This is a genomic window from Williamsia sp., from assembly GCF_016462415.1.
Classification (GTDB): Bacteria; Actinomycetota; Actinomycetes; order Mycobacteriales; family Mycobacteriaceae; genus Williamsia_A.
On the sequence record NZ_JAEMTF010000010.1, the window covers coordinates 19,570 to 36,043 of the forward strand.

The window sequence follows — 16,474 nt, forward strand, 5'->3', positions numbered from 1 at the left end:
CGGGTCCACGCGGGTGCGGCGTTAGTCTGGTCCGATGAGCGCAACCACCGCAGACACAGCGGTCGCGGATCGGGTGGACGCCGACGCGTCGGATCCCGGCACATCGATCGAGGTGCAGGTCACCGACGCCGCGCAGGCCGCGCGCCGGGCATCGCGAATCCTGGCCCGACAGACCACGGCAACCAAGAACGCCGTACTGCTCGCCGCCGCCGACGCGCTGGTCGCCCAGGCCGCCCCGATCCTCGCGGCCAACGACCGCGACATCGACCGCGCCCGGGCCGCGGGCATCGGTGAGAGCCTGCTCGACCGGCTGCGGCTGACCGCCGACCGTGTCGGCCAGATCGCCGACGGGCTGCGCCAGGTCGCGACCCTGCCCGATCCGATCGGCGACATCGTGTCCGGCAAGACGCTGCCCAACGGGCTGCACCTGCGTCAGGTCCGCGTCCCCCTCGGCGTCGTCGGCATGGTCTACGAGGCCCGCCCCAACGTGACCGTCGACGCGTTCGGCATCGCGTGCAAGTCCGGCAACGCCGTGCTGCTGCGCGGGTCGTCGTCGGCCGCGGAGTCCAACGCCGCGCTCGTCGCGGTGCTCCGCGACGTCCTCGTCGACCACGGCCTGCCCGCCGACCTCGTCACGTTGCTGCCCAGCGCCGACCGGTCGAGCGTCACCGCGCTGATCCGGGCGCGCGGCCTCGTCGACGTCGTGATCCCCCGCGGGGGCGCCGGACTCATCGCATCGGTGGTCCGGGATGCGACCGTGCCGACCATCGAGACCGGCACCGGCAACTGCCACATCTACGTCTCCGCCACGGCCGATCTCGACATCGCCACCGACGTCGTCGTCAACTCCAAGACCCGCCGACCGAGCGTCTGCAACACCGTGGAGACCGTCCTGATCGACACCGCCGTCGCCGACGTCGCCCTGCCGCGACTGGTCTCGGCGCTCCAGGCCCACGGCGTGGTGATCCACGGCGATGAGCCGGGGATGGAGCCGGCGACCGAATCCGACTGGGCTGATGAGTATCTCAGCCTGGACATCGCGGTCAAGATCGTCGACGGCATCGACGCCGCCATCGACCACATCGACACGTGGGGTACCGGGCACACCGAGGCCGTGATCACCGAGGACCTCGCACTCGCAACGGAGTTCACCGACCGCGTGGACGCCGCCGCGGTGATGGTCAACGCCTCCACCGCGTTCACCGACGGCGAGCAGTTCGGGTTCGGTGCCGAGATCGGCATCTCCACCCAGAAGCTGCACGCCCGGGGGCCGATGGGCCTGCCCGAGCTCACCTCCACGAAGTGGATCGTGTGGGGCCGGGGGCAGACGCGCGCATGACCTCGACACCGATCGACAACACCGGCATCGCACTCGGCGGCCCCAGCGTGGAACCGGTGTTCACCGACACCACGAACGTGGTGGACCGACTGGCCGAGACCGGGTATCTGGCCGACGTCGCCACCGCCACCGCGGTCTTCCTCGCCGACCGACTCGGCAAACCCCTCCTGGTCGAGGGGCCCGCGGGTGTCGGCAAGACCGAACTGGCGCGGGCGATCTCGCAGACCGCGGGCGCCGAACTCGTGCGGCTGCAGTGCTACGAGGGCATCGACGAGGCGCGGGCGCTCTACGAGTGGAACCACGCCAAGCAGATCCTGCACATCCAGTCGACCGGACAGCGCGGCTGGGACGAGACCAAGGCCGACATCTTCTCCGAGGAGTTCCTGCTCCCACGTCCGCTGCTGCGGGCCATCTCGCGCACCGAGCCGACCGTGCTGCTCATCGACGAGGTCGACAAGGCCGACGTCGACGTCGAGGGGCTGCTGCTCGAGGTGCTCAGCGACTTCGCCGTCACCATCCCCGAGATGGGTACCGTCACCGCGGTGCGCCGGCCCATCGTGCTGCTGACGTCGAATGCGACCCGCGAACTCTCCGAGGCGCTCAAACGTCGCTGCCTGTACCTCTACATCGACTTCCCCGACGCGGCCCGCGAACACGACATCCTCTCGTCGCGGGTGCCGGGGCTCTCCGATTCACTCGCTCGCGAGATGGTGCGCATCATCGGCGTGTTGCGGAGCCTGGACCTGCGCAAGAAGCCGTCGGTCGCCGAGACCATCGACTGGGGCAACACCCTGCTGGCGTTGGGGATCGGCGAGAAACCCGGACGCGGCCTCGACGACGCCCTGATCAAGCGGACCCTCGGCGTCGTCCTCAAGCACCGACCCGATCTGGCGACGGCGGCCGCGGAGCTGAAGCTGGACCGATGACCTCCCCGCTGCGCTCGTCGACGGTCGCGCCCGACCATCTCGTGGACCACCTCACGGGTTTCGTCGACGACCTGCGGGATCGCGGGATCGTGGTCGGTCCGGCCTCTCTGATCGACGCCGCGTCGGCGACCGAGGTGCTGAACTTGCTCGACCGGAACAGCTTTCGCGAGGGACTGGCCTGCACACTGGTCACCGACCACGGGCACCGGGCGGTGTTCGACGCCGTGTTCGACCTGTGGTTCCCGGTCGGTTCCGGTATGCGGACGACCACCCAGGAGTTGCCCACCGATGCCGACGGGGCCGTCGACATCGACGCCGTCCGCGAGATGGTCGCGGAGATGCTGGCCGATCCGGACGCGGAGAACGACGGTCGGCTGGCCGAACTGATCTCGCTGATCGTCGACCAGATCGGCGGATACCGCTCCACCCGTGGCGACGCGTTCTCGACCTACCAGGCGATGTCCACGATCCGGCCGCAGACATTGATCGCGAAGATCGCCGCGGCGATGGCGGCGGCGAGTTCGACCGATCAGGACGGTGCCGAGCCGCGCTATCGCCGCTCGGCCGCCGATCGCGTCACGAGGTTCGGGTCGATGATCTCCGAGGAGACCCGCAGGCGCATGGTCGATCGCGCCGGTCGTGACCGAGTGGGGGAGTACGCGGTCCCGACGCTGCCGGAGAACATCAACTTCCTCTCCGCCGGACGCGCGGAGATGATCGAGATGCGACGCACGATCGACCCGCTCGCTCGGCTGCTCGCGGCCAAGCTCGAGGTGCGGCGGCGGCGGGCCCGACGCGGCGTCGTCGACATCCGCAAGACCCTGCGGGCGTCGATGTCGACCGGCGGCGTCCCCATCGATCTCACCTACGCCCGTCCCCGCCCGGGTCGGCCCGAACTGGTGATCCTGTGCGACGTCTCCGGGTCGGTGTCCGGGTTCTCGCAGTTCACGCTGCAGCTGGTCTACGCACTGCGCCAACACTTCTCGGCCGTGCGGGTGTTCGCGTTCGTCGACACCGTCGACGAGGTGACCGAGTACTTCAGCCGGCGACCCGACGACATCGACATCGGGTCGTCGGTGGCGCAGATCCTGAGCTCGGCACGTCTGATCACCCGCGACGGCCACTCCGATTACGGCCACGCCCTGGCGGGGTTCGTCGACTCCTACATCGACTCGCTGACCCACCGCGGCGCGCTGCTGGTGCTCGGCGACGGCCGCAACAACTATCACGATCCGAGCTTCGGTGCGCTGCGCGAACTGGTGACCCGCGCCCGCCACGCCTACTGGCTGAACCCGGAGGCGCAGAGCATCTGGAACTCGGGGGATTCGGTGGCGTCGGACTACGCGACGATCATCGAGATGCACGAGTGCCGCAACGCGGCGCAGTTGGCGCGGGTCGTCGCCGAATTGCTGCCGGTCTAGCGTCGGCGTCCGCAGCAGATGTCGATACCCGCAGGTGGCCCCGTAGACTCCTCAGACATGCCCGACACCGGATCGCCCGACGTGAGCGGCCGACCCGCCCGGCGCAGGCGGATAGGCGTGATGGGCGGCACCTTCGACCCCATCCACAACGGCCACCTCGTCGCGGCCAACGAGGTCGCCGACCGGTTCGATCTCGACGAGGTCGTGTTCGTGCCGACGGGGCGTCCCTGGCAGAAACTCGTCGACGACGGCGCCCGCACCCCCGCGGTGAGCCCGGCCGAGGACCGCTACCTGATGACGGTCATCGCGACCGCGGCCAACCCCCGCTTCTCGGTGAGCCGCGTCGACATCGAACGGCAGGGTGACACCTACACGGTCGACACCCTGCGCGACCTGCACCGGCTGCACCCCGACGCCGATCAGTACTTCATCACCGGCGCCGACGCGCTGAGTTCGATCCTGACCTGGCAGAACTGGGAGGAGCTGTTCGGCCTCGCCCGCTTCGTGGGCGTGAGCCGACCCGGGTACGACCTCGACGCCGGCCACCTGGGCGCCCACCTGGCGACCCTGCCGCCCGACGCCCTGCACCTCATCGAGGTTCCGGCACTGGCGATCTCGTCGACGGACTGCCGTACTCGCGCAGGCGAGGGCCGTCCGGTCTGGTACCTCGTGCCGGACGGCGTGGTGCAGTACATCAACAAACGCAGGCTCTATCGGACACCCCAACCGGAATCTCCCGGGGTCTCGGGTCCGTCCGCGCGTCCCGAGCCCCTCTCCGGGGCGCAGGACCATCTCTCATCGAAAGGACCACAGTGACAGCCACATCCGAGGCACTCGCCATGGCCAAGGTGGCCGCACAGGCGGCCTCCGACAAGCTGGCCGACGACGTCGTCGTGATCGACGTCTCCGAACAACTGGTCATCACCGACCTGTTCGTCATCGCCTCGGCGGGCAACGAACGTCAGGTCGGCGCCATCGTCGACGCCGTCGAGGAGAAGCTCCGCGAGGTCGGACGCAAACCTCTGCGGCGCGAGGGAACTCGCGAGGGACGGTGGACACTGCTGGACTACTCCGACATCGTCGTGCACATCCAGCACTCCGACGAGCGTGACTTCTATGCCCTGGAACGACTCTGGAAGGACTGCCCGGTCGTCGATGTCGAGCTGACCTGATGGGTGGTCCCGACACCCACGACAGCAGTGTCGAGCGGATGACCCCGGTCGTCCGGCGTCTCATCCTCCTGCGCCACGGCCAGACCGAGTACAACGCGGCGAGCCGGATGCAGGGTCAACTCGACACCGAGTTGTCGGCGCTCGGGGTGGCGCAGGCCGCCACGGCCGGCGCGGTTCTCGCACGGCGTGCGCCGCGGCTGATCATCTCGTCGGATCTGACCCGCGCCCGCGACACCGCGATCGCCCTGGCCGACCGGTGCGGTCTGACGGTCACGACCGACACCCGCCTGCGGGAGACCCACCTCGGCGACTGGCAGGGGATGACCCACCTGGAGGTCGACGAGGCCATGCCGGGGGCGCGGGGACAGTGGCGCGACGACGCCCACTGGCGTCCGCCGAACGGCGAGAGTCGCGTCGACGTCGCCGCCCGCACCGTCCCGCTGGTCGCCGAACTCGTCGAGCGGCTGCCGGACTGGGGTCGGGGACCCGACGCCGACAACCCCGTCGTCCTCGTCGCCCACGGTGGTGCGATCGCCGCGCTCACCGCGGGACTGTTGGATCTGCCCGTGCGCAACTGGCCGGTCTTCGGGGGACTGGCCAACACCAGCTGGGTCCAGCTGAGCGGACACGGCGACACCCCGGTGTGGCGCCTGGACGTGTGGAACGCCTCGGCCGAGGTCGCCGACGCGGGGGTGCAGTGACCGACTCGCGGCCCGGTTCGATCCTGGTGCTGTCGGATTCGCTCGCCTACTACGGTCCCGAGGGCGGACTGCCCGCCGACGACGAGCGCATCTGGCCCAACATCGCCGCCGAGGCGGTGGGCGAGCGGGCCGAACTGTTCGGGCGCATCGGGTGGACGACGCGCGACGTCTGGTGGGCCCTGACCCAGGATCCGCGGATCTGGGCGGCGGTCCCGCACGCCCGCGTCGTGGTGCTGGCCATCGGCGGCATGGACACGCTGCCCTCCCCGTTGCCCACCGCGCTGCGTGAACAGATCCGCTACCTGCGACCGGCGCCGCTGCGCCAGGCCGTGCGCACCGCCTACCAGTGGGTGCAACCGCGGTTGTCGCCGCTCGGGTGGCCGGTCGCGTTGCCGCCGGCGGTGACGGTGGACTACCTCGAGAAGATCCGCGGCGCGCTGGCGATGGTGCGACCCGATCTGCCGGTGATCCTGTGCCTGTCACCGACGCACCGCAGTCCCTACTACGGGCACGTGCACACCGGGCGCGCCCCGGCGACCGCGGCCGCCCGCCGCTGGGCCGCCGAGCACGATGTCCCGACCGTCGATTTCTACCCGCCGACCGCGGCGCACTTCGCCGACTTCGACAGCGGTGCACCCGCCGAGCAGTCCATCGCCGCTGATCACAACCCCGATGGCATCCACTGGGGCTTCGGGTGCCACCGCGATGTCGCCGAGGTGACGATCGCCGGTCTGCGCTCGGTCCTCGGGATCGGCGCCGGCGTCTCGACCACCGGTGCCGTTCGCGGCGACGACCCCCTACGCTGATCGCGTGGCCGTCGTCGTCGTTACCGATTCGTCGGCGCGGTTGCCCGCGTCGATCAGAGACATGTACGACATCCGGCAGGTCCCGCTGCACGTTCTCAACGGGGAGCAGGATCTGGCCGAGGACGTCGACGAGATCGGCCCGGAACTGTTCGACGATCCAGCCACCACGACCTCCGGGGCCGTCCCCGCCGACCTCGAGGCCGCGTTCGGTCGCGCCGTCGCCGACAGTGGCGGCGACGGTGTCGTGGCCGTGCTCATGAGCCGCCGACTGAGCAGCACGTGGAGTTCGGCCCGGCTCGCCGCCGACCGCCACCCCGGTCAGATCCGGGTGGTCGACTCGCGTTCGGTCGGCATCGCCGTCGGGTTCGGTGCGATCGCGGCCGCGCAGGCCGCGCGGACCGGCGCCGACCGTGACCGGGTGTACGAGGCCGCCATCCGCGCCGGCTCGACCACCGAGTCGCTGCTGTGTGTCGCCCAGCTCGACAACCTGCGCAACAGCGGCCGGATCGGTGCGGCGACGCGGCTTTTCGGTTCGGCGTTGTCGATCAAGCCGGTCCTGCGGATGGTCGACGGCATGCTGGTGCTCACCGAGAAACAGCGCACCTTCTCCAAAGCGGTCGGCAAGATGGTCGACGCCGCCGTCGAGGCCACCGAGGGCAGGCCGGTGACCGTCGGTGTCCTGCACTGCGAGGCGCCCGAGGCGGCGGCCGACATCACCACCCGGCTGCGCGGACGGTTGCGCTCGATCACCTCGCTGATCACCTCCGACATGGGGCCGGTCCTGAGTTGTCACGTCGGCTCGGGTGCAGTCGGCATCGCGGTGTGCTCGGAGGTCGGACCGATCGAGGGTTTCGAACCCGACGCCGCCTGACCGGTCGCGAGTCTTCTCCACAGGTACGACTGGCTGCACAGTTCGGCGGTGAACCGCCCGCCGATCGTGTGGTCTCGTCCGCGACGCTGCCTACCGTGACGACATGGCAAGCAGCTCTGGGCGTGACCGTCGACCCGATGCCCTGTCGCGCCTGCGATCGGCGCCCGCGCCCTGGACCCCGGAGGGCGATGTCGGTGTGCCGGCCGATGACATCACCGCGCCATCCGCGGACGTTCACGGTGGGCCGCAGTGGGGTGCGACACCCTCGCCGCGGTGGCTGGACGACGCGTCCGACGGCGGCGTCGTTGCGGGACAGTCGGATCGGGCAGTCCCCGGTCGACGACCGCCCGCGCGCCGGATGCCGGTCGTCGCACCACCCGCCGCGATAGCGCTCATCGCGGTCGGTGTGCTCGCCTGCGTCGTGACCGCCTACACCGTGTTCCGGGGACCGTCCGACGATTCCCCCGCGGCCGCGCGGGTGGCGTTCCCGGCCTCGGCCGGTGTCGCGGCACCGACCGGATCGGCGTCTGCGGAAACGGGTCGTCCGACGGGCAGCGTCTCGTCGCCGTCGGCCCCGTCGGGGTCGGTGGCGCCCCGGCCGGCCGCGGCCGACGAACTGGTCGTGAGCGTCGTGGGATTGGTCCGCACGCCGGGTCTGGTGCGACTGGCCGGCACCGCCCGGGTCGCCGACGCGATCGCCCGCGCGGGCGGCGGTCGCCCGGGTGCCGACCTGCTGAGCCTGAACATGGCGCAACCGGTTCGCGACGGCGATCAGATCCTGGTCGGTTTCGCCGATCCGGACGGGGGAGCGGGCATGCGCAGCGCGATCGTGTCCGCGTCGTCGACCGGTGCAGGCACTCCCGGGGCCGCGACGTCCCCGGGTGGGGCGTCTGCGGGTGCGGCGCCCGCGACGACGGGCGCCCCCGGCGCGGCGTCGGCCGGAGAGGGTGCGCCGGTGAACCTGAACACCGCCGACGAGGCGGCGCTCGACACCCTGCCCGGGGTCGGGCCGGTCACGGCGAAGGCGATCATCGACTGGCGTTCGCGCAACGGTGGTTTCACGTCGATCGATCAGCTCGCCGAGGTCGACGGTATCGGGCCCGGGCGACTGGCGAAGCTGCGTGATCGCGTCACGGTCTGATGTGGGCGGAGCCGATCTCCGTCTGCTGGCCCCGGCCGTCGGGTGCTGGGCCGTCACGATCACCGGCGCGGTCGGCGGAGCGTGGGCGGGCGGTGTCGCGACGGGCTTGTGCCTCGCGATCCTCACGGCGGCGGCCGTGACGGTGCATCGCAGCGAGCGTGTACGCGTCCATCGGACGGTGATGCTGCTGATCATCGCGACCGCGGGTGTGTCCGCGGGCTTCGCCGCCGCCGTCACCGCCCGCGTCGTCGACATGCAGCAGCACCCGATTGCCGCAGCCGATCTCGTGGGGCACAAGACGACGGCGGAGTTGGTGATCGGCGACGATCCGCGTGTGCTCCGAGGTCCGGGACCGGCGAGGATCCGGGTGCCCGTGGCCGCATCGATCGTGTCGACACCGTCCGCACGTGCCGCGGCCACCCTGACCGCGCCGGCCGATGGTTGGTCGGAACTGGTTCCTGGGCAACATGTCACGGCGGTGGTCAGCGTCGACAGGCCGTATCGCGCTGATCTGACCGCCGCGGCGTTGCGTGCGAGCGGACCGCCGCGGGCGGTGTCACGGCCACCCGCGTATCAGCGGTGGGCGTCGACGGTCCGGCTCCGGTTCGCCGAGTTGTCCCGACGCGCGCTTCCCGCCGCCGAATCGGGGTTGCTGCCGGGGTTGGTGCTCGGTGATGTGTCCGGCCTCGGCGACGACGTCGTCGACGATTTCCGGCGCTGCGGCCTGACCCATCTCACCGCGGTGTCCGGTGCGAACTTCGCGATCGTCTGTGGCGCAGTGCTGCTCGTGCTGCAGGCGGTGGGTGTCGGACGCCGGACCTCAGCCGTTCTGGCTGCGATCGTGCTGGCCTGTTTCGTGGTGCTGGTGCGTCCCTCGCCGAGTGTGGTGCGGGCGGCGGTGATGGGTGCGGTCGGGCTGCTCGCACTGATCTCCGGTCGGCGATCGGCGGCGATCCCGGCGCTCTGCGCCGCGGTGATCGTGGCGCTCGGCGTCTGGCCCTCGCTCGCGGTCGATCCCGGGTTCGCCCTGTCGGTCTGCGCCACCGCGGCCCTGATCCTGCTGGCACCGACCCTCCGAGACCGTCTGTGCGCGGCCGGGATCCACCGCGGCGCAGCCGATCTGCTGGCGATCGCGGTCGCCGCGCAGATCGTCACCGCACCCCTGATCGCCATGATCGCAGGCACGGTCAACCTCGTGGGGGTGGTGGCCAATCTCGCCGTCGCACCGGCGGTCGCGCCGATCACGGTCCTCGGCACGTTCGCCGCCGCGATCGCGGGGCTGTCACCGCGGCTGGGCGAGCTGCTGGTCCGTTTCTGCGAACCCGAGCTGTGGTGGATGGTGCGCGCCGCCGACGTGCTCGCCGGGGTCCCGGGTGCGTCGGTGTCGGTACCCGACGGTGTCGGCGGGGCGTGCTGGGTCGCGCTGGTCGTCGCCGCCCCGGCAGTGGGGGTGTGGCTGTGGCGCCGGACCGGCCACAGCCGGGCCGCCGCCGTCGGTGGGGTCTGGCACGATGGCCGACGTGACCGACCGACTCCATCTCCTGCTCGGCGACGACGAGTTCCTGGTCGAGCGCGCCACCTCGTCGATCCGCGCCGAGGTGAACGCCGAGACCGGTACCGACGTGCCGATCACCCGGGTCCGGGCGGGTGACGTCAGTGAGTACGAGCTCGCCGAGATGCTGAGCCCGTCGCTGTTCGCCGACGAGCGGATGGTGATCGTGGAGTCCGCGGCCGACGCGGGCAAGGAACCGGCCGCGTTGATCACCTCCGCCGCCCGGTCACTGCCCGAGGGCATCACCCTCCTGGTGGCGCACACGGGCGGCGGACGGACCAAGTCGATGGTCGGGGCATTGAAGAGTGCGGGCGCCCAGGTCCACGAGTGTGCCGCGTTGAAGTGGCCGGAGGAGCGGGTCCGCTTCGTCAAGGCCGAGTTCGCCCGACTCAAGGTGCGGGTGTCGGCCGAGGTCGTCGCGCAGGTCGTCGAATCGGTGGGCGCCGATCTGCGGGAGCTCGCCGCCGCCTGCAGCCAGCTGGTCTCCGACACCGGCGGCAAGGTCGACGCCGCCGCGATCGCGACCTATTACTCCGGTCGCCCGGAGACGAAGGGATTCGACGTCGCCGACCGCGCGATCACCGGTGACAAGGCGGGGGCGCTGGAGACCCTGTCGTGGGCCGAGCACCACGGCGTCCCGCACGTGGTCATCGCCGACGCGCTGGGCGAGGCCGTCCACGCCATCGCGCGCGTCAAGGGGCTGGGCACGATGGACCAGTACTCGGCGGCCTCGGAGGTGGGGATGTCCCCGGGACGTCTCAAGCGGGTGCAGTCGCAGGCGCGAGCGTGGAACGCGGAGTCGATCGCGAGCGCGCTGATGGTGGTGTCGACGCTCAACGGTGACGTCAAGGGACAGGCGGCCGACGCCGACTACAGCCTGCAGCGCGCCGTGGGCCTGGTCGCCGACCTCAAACCCACCCGCCACCGGTGAGCATCGTGTCCCGGTGGGCACGGGATCGGGTGGGCACAGACAGATCACCCCGGTGACGAGGAACGCCACCGGGGTGAGATCTGCACGCGGCCGTCAGGCCGAGCGATCAGTTCAGAGCTTGTTGACCGCGACAGCCATCGCGGACTTCTTGTTGGCGGCCTGGTTCGAGTGGATGACACCCTTGCTGGCGGCCTTGTCGAGCTTGCGGCCGGTGCTGACGAGCAGCTCCGACGCCTTGTCCTTCTCGCCCGCGGCGACGGCCGCGCGGAAATTGCGGATGGCCGTGCGGAGCGAGGACTTGACCGACTGGTTGCGCTGACGCGCGATCTCGTTGGTCTTGTTCCGCTTCATCTGCGACTTGATGTTTGCCACGCCTGGGTACCTCTTTGCTCGGTTGTGCACGACCCCGAGGGCCCCGCATTGATCTGTGGGAAAAGTGTTGTCGGCGGTCCCTCGATGGTCGAGTTCACACCTGCTCGCGAGATCGTCGGTGGCTACCGAAAAACCGTCACGAGCACCAGCGATGGATGTTACCCCACGGCGGGAACCGACCCAAATCGTCGCGGGCCCGCCCGGGCGGGCCGGGTTGCGATCAGCATGGACGCAAATATGGACATGCTCCGATACAGTCGTCGGCATATGAACGTCGTCACCTCGATCGCCCCCTGATGGTCGCCGCCAGGCCCCGGATCTTCGTCCACGTCGGGTTGCCGAAGACGGGGACGACCTACCTGCAGGATCGGCTCTGGCGCAATCGCGACATCGCGATGCGGACCAGTGGCCTGCTCTACCCCGGCACGGCGATGCAGGACCACTTCCACGCCGCGGTGCATCTGCAGCCCGATCGATACCTGGACTGGGTCGATCCCGCGCACAGCGGGGTGTGGCGTGCCCTCGTCGACCAGATGCGAACCTGGCCGGGCACCTCGGTGATCTCGCACGAACTGTTCTCGACCGCGACCGAGGACCAGGCCGCCTCGGTGATCGCCGACCTCGACTTCGCCGACGTGCACGTCGTGGTGACGGTGCGTGACCTGGCCCGCCAGATCCCGTCGGTATGGCAGGAGAACGTCAAGAACCAGCATCGTTCGACCCTCGACGGTTTCGTCGACTCGCTGCGAACCCGTCCACTCGACGAGCAGGAACCGTTCTGGGAGTTCCAGGATCACGGTCGGATCCTGCGCACGTGGGGTGCCGGGCTGCCCCCGGGAAACGTTCATCTCGTCACCGTGCCGCGGGCGGGCGGGGGATCGGATCCGACATCACTGTGGGATCGATTCGTCGGTCTGCTCGACGCGGACGGCGACGCGCTCGACCGTCCGGTCCCGCCGAGCAACGCCGCGCTGTCACCGGCCCAGGTCGAACTCCTGCGTCGTCTCAACGAGCACCTGCAGCCCGAGCGCGTCGAGTGGGCGCGCTACGAGACGGCGGTCAAACGGTTCCTGATCGGCTCGGTGCTGTTCGGCTCGCCGGGCCGCGCGGGACGGTCGTTGTCGCCGGACCAGACGGAGTGGGCCGCGGCGCAGTCGGATTCGATGATCGCCGACATCGAGGCATCCGGATGGGACGTCGTCGGCGACATCGAGGACCTCCGGGTGACTCGGGTGGCGGGCGGCCGGACCGGCGAACCGACCACCGACGAGACCCTCGACGTCGCGGTGTCCGCGCTCGCCGAGGTGCTCGCGACGATGCCGTTGCCCACCGACCGGCCGCGCGTCACCACACGCGCCAAAGCCGTCATCCGCGGTGCCGCTCGACCGCTGCTGCGCGTTCGTGCTGCTCGCCGCGCCCGCCGCCGGCCCTGACGATCACCGCGCTCACCTGCATCTGACCGACATGATCGTCGGCAACCACATGCCGAGTCGGCCCATGTGGGGCAACATGGTTGGTTATGAGCCCCGGAACCTCCTCCGAGAACACCGACACCCGGTCCTCGGACAATCGATCGCGTCCTGCCAAGTCGTCGTCTGGCGGCGCCAAGAAGGCGACGCCGGCCGCGAAGGCCGGGAAGGTCGCGGCCCCTGACCGCAAGCCGAGTGCTGCGCCCGCCGCACGCCGGACCGTGGGGGCCAAGAACGCACGGTCGGCGGCCAAGTCGGACACCTCCGCGAAGGCCGCCCCGGCCAAGTCGACGTCCAAGTCGACCAACGGCGCCACCGGCATCTTCTCGGGGTACGCCAAAGGCCCCTACGCCGAGGCCTTCGACGAGATGTTCGACGGCAACAGCGAGGTCCGTGCGCCCTACCGCGGGATCCACAAGGCGTTGGCACCGTCGGACCGGGCCGATCTCAACACCCGCGTGGACGCGCTGGGCCGCGCGTTCATCGATCAGGGAATCACCTTCTCGCTGTCCGGGCAGGAGCGCCCCTTCCCGTTGGACGTTGTGCCCCGGGTCATCTCGGCGAGTGAGTGGACGAAGCTCGAGCGCGGCATCACCCAGCGGGTGAAGGCGCTGGAGATGTTCCTCGACGACATCTACGGCGAGCAGGAGATCCTCCGCGACGGGGTCGTCCCCAAGCGGCTGGTCACCTCCTGTGAGCACTTCCATCGTCAGGCGGTAGGGATCAAGCCGCCCAACGGGGTTCGCATCCACGTCGCGGGCATCGACCTGATCCGCGACGAGCACGGCGATTTCCGCGTCCTCGAGGACAACCTGCGGTCGCCGTCGGGCGTCTCCTACGTCATGGAGAACCGCCGGACGATGGCGCGCGTGTTCCCGGATCTGTTCTCCAGTCACCGGGTCCGCGCGGTCGCCGATTACTCCAGCCAGCTGCTCAAGGCGCTGCGTGCCTCCGCCGCGTTCAACGAGGCCGACCCGAATGTCGTTGTGCTGACACCCGGTGTCGCGAACTCCGCGTACTTCGAGCACTCGCTGCTCGCGCGGCAGATGGGCGTCGAGCTCGTCGAGGGCCGCGACCTGTTCTGCCGTGACAACGTCGTCTACATGCGCACCACCGAGGGTGAGCAGCGCGTCGACGTGATCTACCGACGCATCGACGACGACTTCCTCGACCCGATGCAGTTCCGCCCCGACTCGATGCTGGGCGTGGCCGGACTGCTCAACGCCGCGCGCGCGGGCAACGTCGTGATCTCCAGCGCCGTGGGCAACGGGGTCGGCGACGACAAGCTCGTCTACACCTACGTGCCGGAGATCATCCAGTACTACCTCGGCGAGAAGCCGAGCCTGGGCAACGTCGACACGCTGCGGTGCTGGCTCGACGACGAGCGTGAAGAGGTCCTCGACCGGATCGACGAGCTCGTCGTCAAACCCGTTGAGGGCTCCGGCGGTTACGGGATCGTCTTCGGACCCGACGCCACCTCCGAGGAGCTCGACACCCTGGCCCGCAAGGTGCGCAACGACCCCCGCGGGTGGATCGCGCAGCCGGTCGTCCAGCTGTCGACGGTGCCGACCAAGATCGGCGACAAGCTCCAACCGCGCCACGTCGACCTGCGTCCGTTCGCGGTCAACGACGGTGAGTCCGTGTGGGTGTTGCCCGGCGGTCTCACCCGTGTCGCGCTGCCGGAGGGGTCGCTGGTGGTCAACTCCAGCCAGGGCGGTGGTTCCAAGGACACCTGGGTGCTGGCCTCCCGCGCGTCGGAATCCGAGCGGGAGCTCGGCGGCGAGGAGCTGGTCAGCGGCAAGGACCTGCCGCCGTCCCAGCAGACCGAGCAGGGGCCCGAGGCCACGGCCCACCAGCAGAAAGAACAGCAGCAGCAACAGCAACAGGGTCGATCCGACACGCAGTTCCAGTCGCAGGGGGGCACCGAATGATGTTGGCGCGTAACGCCGAGTCGCTGTACTGGATCGGCCGCTATGTCGAGCGGGCCGACGACACCGCCCGGATCCTCGACGTCGCGGTGCACCAGCTGCTCGAGGACGCCACCGTCGACCCGGACCGCACCTGCCGGCTGGTGCTGCAGGTGCTGGGCATGGAGCCGCCCGCTGACGTCGACAAGCTCGACGTGTGGTCGTTGACCGAACGCGTGGCCTACGACAAGAAGGGCCACGGATCGATCGTGGACTGCATCGCCGCCGGTCGTGAGAACGCCCGTGGCGCACGGGAGGTCACGTCCAGCGAGATGTGGGAATGCCTGAACACCACCTACAACGGGCTCGCCGAGGCCGAGCGGGCCGCCCGCAAGCTGGGGCCCTACGAGTTCCTCTCCTACGTCAAGAATCGCGCCGCCATGTTCGCCGGGCTCGCCGACGCGACGCTCAGTCGGGACGACGGATACCGGTTCCTGTTGCTCGGTCGGTCCGTCGAGCGTGTGGACATGACCATCCGGATGCTGTTGTCGCGTGCCGGTGACCGGTCGGGATCACCCGCCTGGGTCACCGTGCTGCGATCGGCGGGAGCCCACGACACCTACCTGCGCACCTACCGCGGTGCGCTCGACGCCAGCCGGGTGGTCGAGTTCATGTTGTTGGACAGGCTCTTTCCCCGGTCGGTGTTCCACGCGATCACCCTGGCCGAGGAATCGCTGATGGAGCTCGACAACCGGCCCAACAGCCGTGTCGGTGCACGTGCCGAGGCGCAGCGCCTCCTGGGTCGTGCCCGCAGCTCTCTGGAGTTCATGCAACCCGGTTTGCTGCTCGACGATCTCCAGGACCGACTGTTGGCCCTGCAGGAGACCTGCCGGGATCTGAACGAGGCTGTCACACTGCAGTATTTCCACGTCACCCCGTATGTGGCATGGGCGGACGTCCGGGCGAGTTCCGCCGAGGACCACTTCATCGAGGAGAGTGAACTGTGAGCTGGCGCCTGCGGGTCGTGCATTCCACCGGATTCGCCTACAACGCGCCGGTGACCTCGTCGTACAACGAGGCGCGTCTGACGCCGCGCAGCGACAACCGGCAGAACGTGATCGTCAACCGCGTCGAGACGGTGCCCGCCACGCGTTCCTATCGCTACACCGACTACTGGGGCACCGCGGTCACCGCCTTCGACCTCCATGCGCCGCATGAGGAACTCGAGGTGTCGGGATCGTCGGTGGTGGAGACCGAGGCGGGCAACCGCCCGACCGAGGCCGAGCAGACCGACTGGGACGACCTCAAGACCGAGTACGTGATCGATCGGTTCGACGAGGTCCTGGGCAAGACCGACTACGTGCCCCGCAACCGCCAACTCGCGGCGACGGCCCGCAAGCTGTCGAAGGGGCTGGATCCGAGCTCCGCGGTCGTGGCGATCTGCAGTTGGGTGCACTCGGAGATGCAGTACGTCCCCGGCACCACCGGCGTGCACACCAGCGCGGTCGACGCGTGGAGCGAGCGCAAAGGCGTGTGCCAGGACTACGCGCATCTGACGTTGTTGATGCTGCGCAGCCTCGGCATCCCGGCCCGGTATGTCTCGGGGTACCTGCACCCGAGCCGCGACGCCGCCATCGACCAGGTCGTCGAGGGTCAGAGCCACGCCTGGATCGAGGCCTGGACCGGTACCTGGTGGGGATACGACCCCACCAACGACGTGCCGATCAACGAGCAGCACGTGTCGGTCGGCATCGGTCGCGACTACTCCGATGTCCCTCCACTGAAGGGCATCTACACCGGCGGCGGGGCCACCGATCTCGATGTGGTCGTGGAGATCACGCGTCTGGCCTAGACGTCCGTCCCGCG

At 69.8% G+C, this 16,474-nt stretch carries 16 protein-coding genes; 15 read left to right on the plus strand and 1 reads right to left on the minus strand.

The features are described 5' to 3' along the window. Nucleotides 1–34 precede the first annotated feature (34 nt). From JHC79_RS04250 to holA, 11 genes are all read left to right on the plus strand, one after another. Nucleotides 35–1,339, plus strand: coding sequence for a glutamate-5-semialdehyde dehydrogenase (locus tag JHC79_RS04250; RefSeq protein ID WP_296388680.1), 1,305 nt, complete (start codon nucleotides 35–37; stop codon nucleotides 1,337–1,339). After that, the gene (locus JHC79_RS04255) at nucleotides 1,336–2,265 is read left to right on the plus strand and encodes a MoxR family ATPase (protein ID WP_296388683.1); all 930 of its coding nucleotides are present in this window, start codon (nucleotides 1,336–1,338) and stop codon (nucleotides 2,263–2,265) included. The genes JHC79_RS04250 and JHC79_RS04255 overlap by 4 nt, the downstream gene beginning before the upstream one ends. After that, the gene (locus JHC79_RS04260; protein WP_296388685.1) at nucleotides 2,262–3,686 is read left to right on the plus strand and encodes a VWA domain-containing protein; all 1,425 of its coding nucleotides are present in this window, start codon (nucleotides 2,262–2,264) and stop codon (nucleotides 3,684–3,686) included. Before JHC79_RS04255 ends, JHC79_RS04260 begins: the two co-directional genes overlap by 4 nt. 57 nt (nucleotides 3,687–3,743) lie before the next feature. Next, nucleotides 3,744–4,502, plus strand: a complete 759-nt coding sequence (nadD, locus tag JHC79_RS04265; protein WP_296388687.1) for a nicotinate-nucleotide adenylyltransferase — start codon at nucleotides 3,744–3,746, stop codon at nucleotides 4,500–4,502. After that, nucleotides 4,499–4,858: a ribosome silencing factor gene (gene rsfS, locus JHC79_RS04270; RefSeq protein WP_188489979.1), complete on the plus strand. Its 360-nt coding sequence runs from the start codon at nucleotides 4,499–4,501 to the stop codon at nucleotides 4,856–4,858. Before nadD ends, rsfS begins: the two co-directional genes overlap by 4 nt. Further along, nucleotides 4,855–5,559: a histidine phosphatase family protein gene (locus JHC79_RS04275; RefSeq protein ID WP_296388783.1), complete on the plus strand. Its 705-nt coding sequence runs from the start codon at nucleotides 4,855–4,857 to the stop codon at nucleotides 5,557–5,559. Before rsfS ends, JHC79_RS04275 begins: the two co-directional genes overlap by 4 nt. Further along, entirely contained in the window at nucleotides 5,556–6,365 is an 810-nt protein-coding gene (gene octT, locus JHC79_RS04280; protein ID WP_296388690.1) for a diglucosylglycerate octanoyltransferase, read from the plus strand. The genes JHC79_RS04275 and octT overlap by 4 nt, the downstream gene beginning before the upstream one ends. A gap of 4 nt (nucleotides 6,366–6,369) precedes the next feature. After that, nucleotides 6,370–7,236 (plus strand): DegV family protein, encoded by an 867-nt coding sequence (locus JHC79_RS04285; RefSeq protein ID WP_296388693.1) that lies wholly within the window; start codon nucleotides 6,370–6,372, stop codon nucleotides 7,234–7,236. 103 nt (nucleotides 7,237–7,339) lie between these two features. Next, nucleotides 7,340–8,377, plus strand: a complete 1,038-nt coding sequence (locus JHC79_RS04290; protein WP_296388695.1) for a helix-hairpin-helix domain-containing protein — start codon at nucleotides 7,340–7,342, stop codon at nucleotides 8,375–8,377. Nucleotide 8,378: 1 nt separating this feature from the next. Beyond that, nucleotides 8,379–10,028 carry a ComEC/Rec2 family competence protein gene (locus JHC79_RS04295; RefSeq protein ID WP_296388697.1) on the plus strand — a complete coding sequence of 550 codons (1,650 nt, stop codon included), beginning with the start codon at nucleotides 8,379–8,381 and terminating at the stop codon, nucleotides 10,026–10,028. Then, the gene (gene holA, locus JHC79_RS04300; protein ID WP_296388785.1) at nucleotides 9,940–10,860 is read left to right on the plus strand and encodes a DNA polymerase III subunit delta; all 921 of its coding nucleotides are present in this window, start codon (nucleotides 9,940–9,942) and stop codon (nucleotides 10,858–10,860) included. Before JHC79_RS04295 ends, holA begins: the two co-directional genes overlap by 89 nt. A 111-nt stretch (nucleotides 10,861–10,971) precedes the next feature. On the opposite strand, the gene rpsT is transcribed toward holA, so the two are convergent. Then, nucleotides 10,972–11,232 carry a 30S ribosomal protein S20 gene (rpsT, locus tag JHC79_RS04305; RefSeq protein ID WP_296388699.1) on the minus strand — a complete coding sequence of 87 codons (261 nt, stop codon included), beginning with the start codon at nucleotides 11,230–11,232 and terminating at the stop codon, nucleotides 10,972–10,974. Between the two features lie 296 nt (nucleotides 11,233–11,528). Here rpsT and JHC79_RS04310 point away from each other — a divergent pair, with 296 nt between their 5' ends. From JHC79_RS04310 to JHC79_RS04325, 4 genes are all read left to right on the plus strand, one after another. Continuing rightward, nucleotides 11,529–12,665, plus strand: a complete 1,137-nt coding sequence (locus tag JHC79_RS04310) for a sulfotransferase family protein (RefSeq protein WP_296388701.1) — start codon at nucleotides 11,529–11,531, stop codon at nucleotides 12,663–12,665. A gap of 86 nt (nucleotides 12,666–12,751) precedes the next feature. After that, nucleotides 12,752–14,632, plus strand: a complete 1,881-nt coding sequence (locus tag JHC79_RS04315) for a circularly permuted type 2 ATP-grasp protein (protein ID WP_296388702.1) — start codon at nucleotides 12,752–12,754, stop codon at nucleotides 14,630–14,632. Further along, on the plus strand, nucleotides 14,629–15,615 hold the full coding sequence (locus JHC79_RS04320) for an alpha-E domain-containing protein (RefSeq protein WP_296388704.1): 987 nt from the start codon (nucleotides 14,629–14,631) through the stop codon (nucleotides 15,613–15,615). The genes JHC79_RS04315 and JHC79_RS04320 overlap by 4 nt, the downstream gene beginning before the upstream one ends. Then, a complete protein-coding gene (locus JHC79_RS04325; RefSeq protein ID WP_296388706.1) occupies nucleotides 15,612–16,460 on the plus strand; it encodes a transglutaminase family protein in 849 nt (282 codons plus the stop codon). Before JHC79_RS04320 ends, JHC79_RS04325 begins: the two co-directional genes overlap by 4 nt. Nucleotides 16,461–16,474 lie beyond the last annotated feature (14 nt).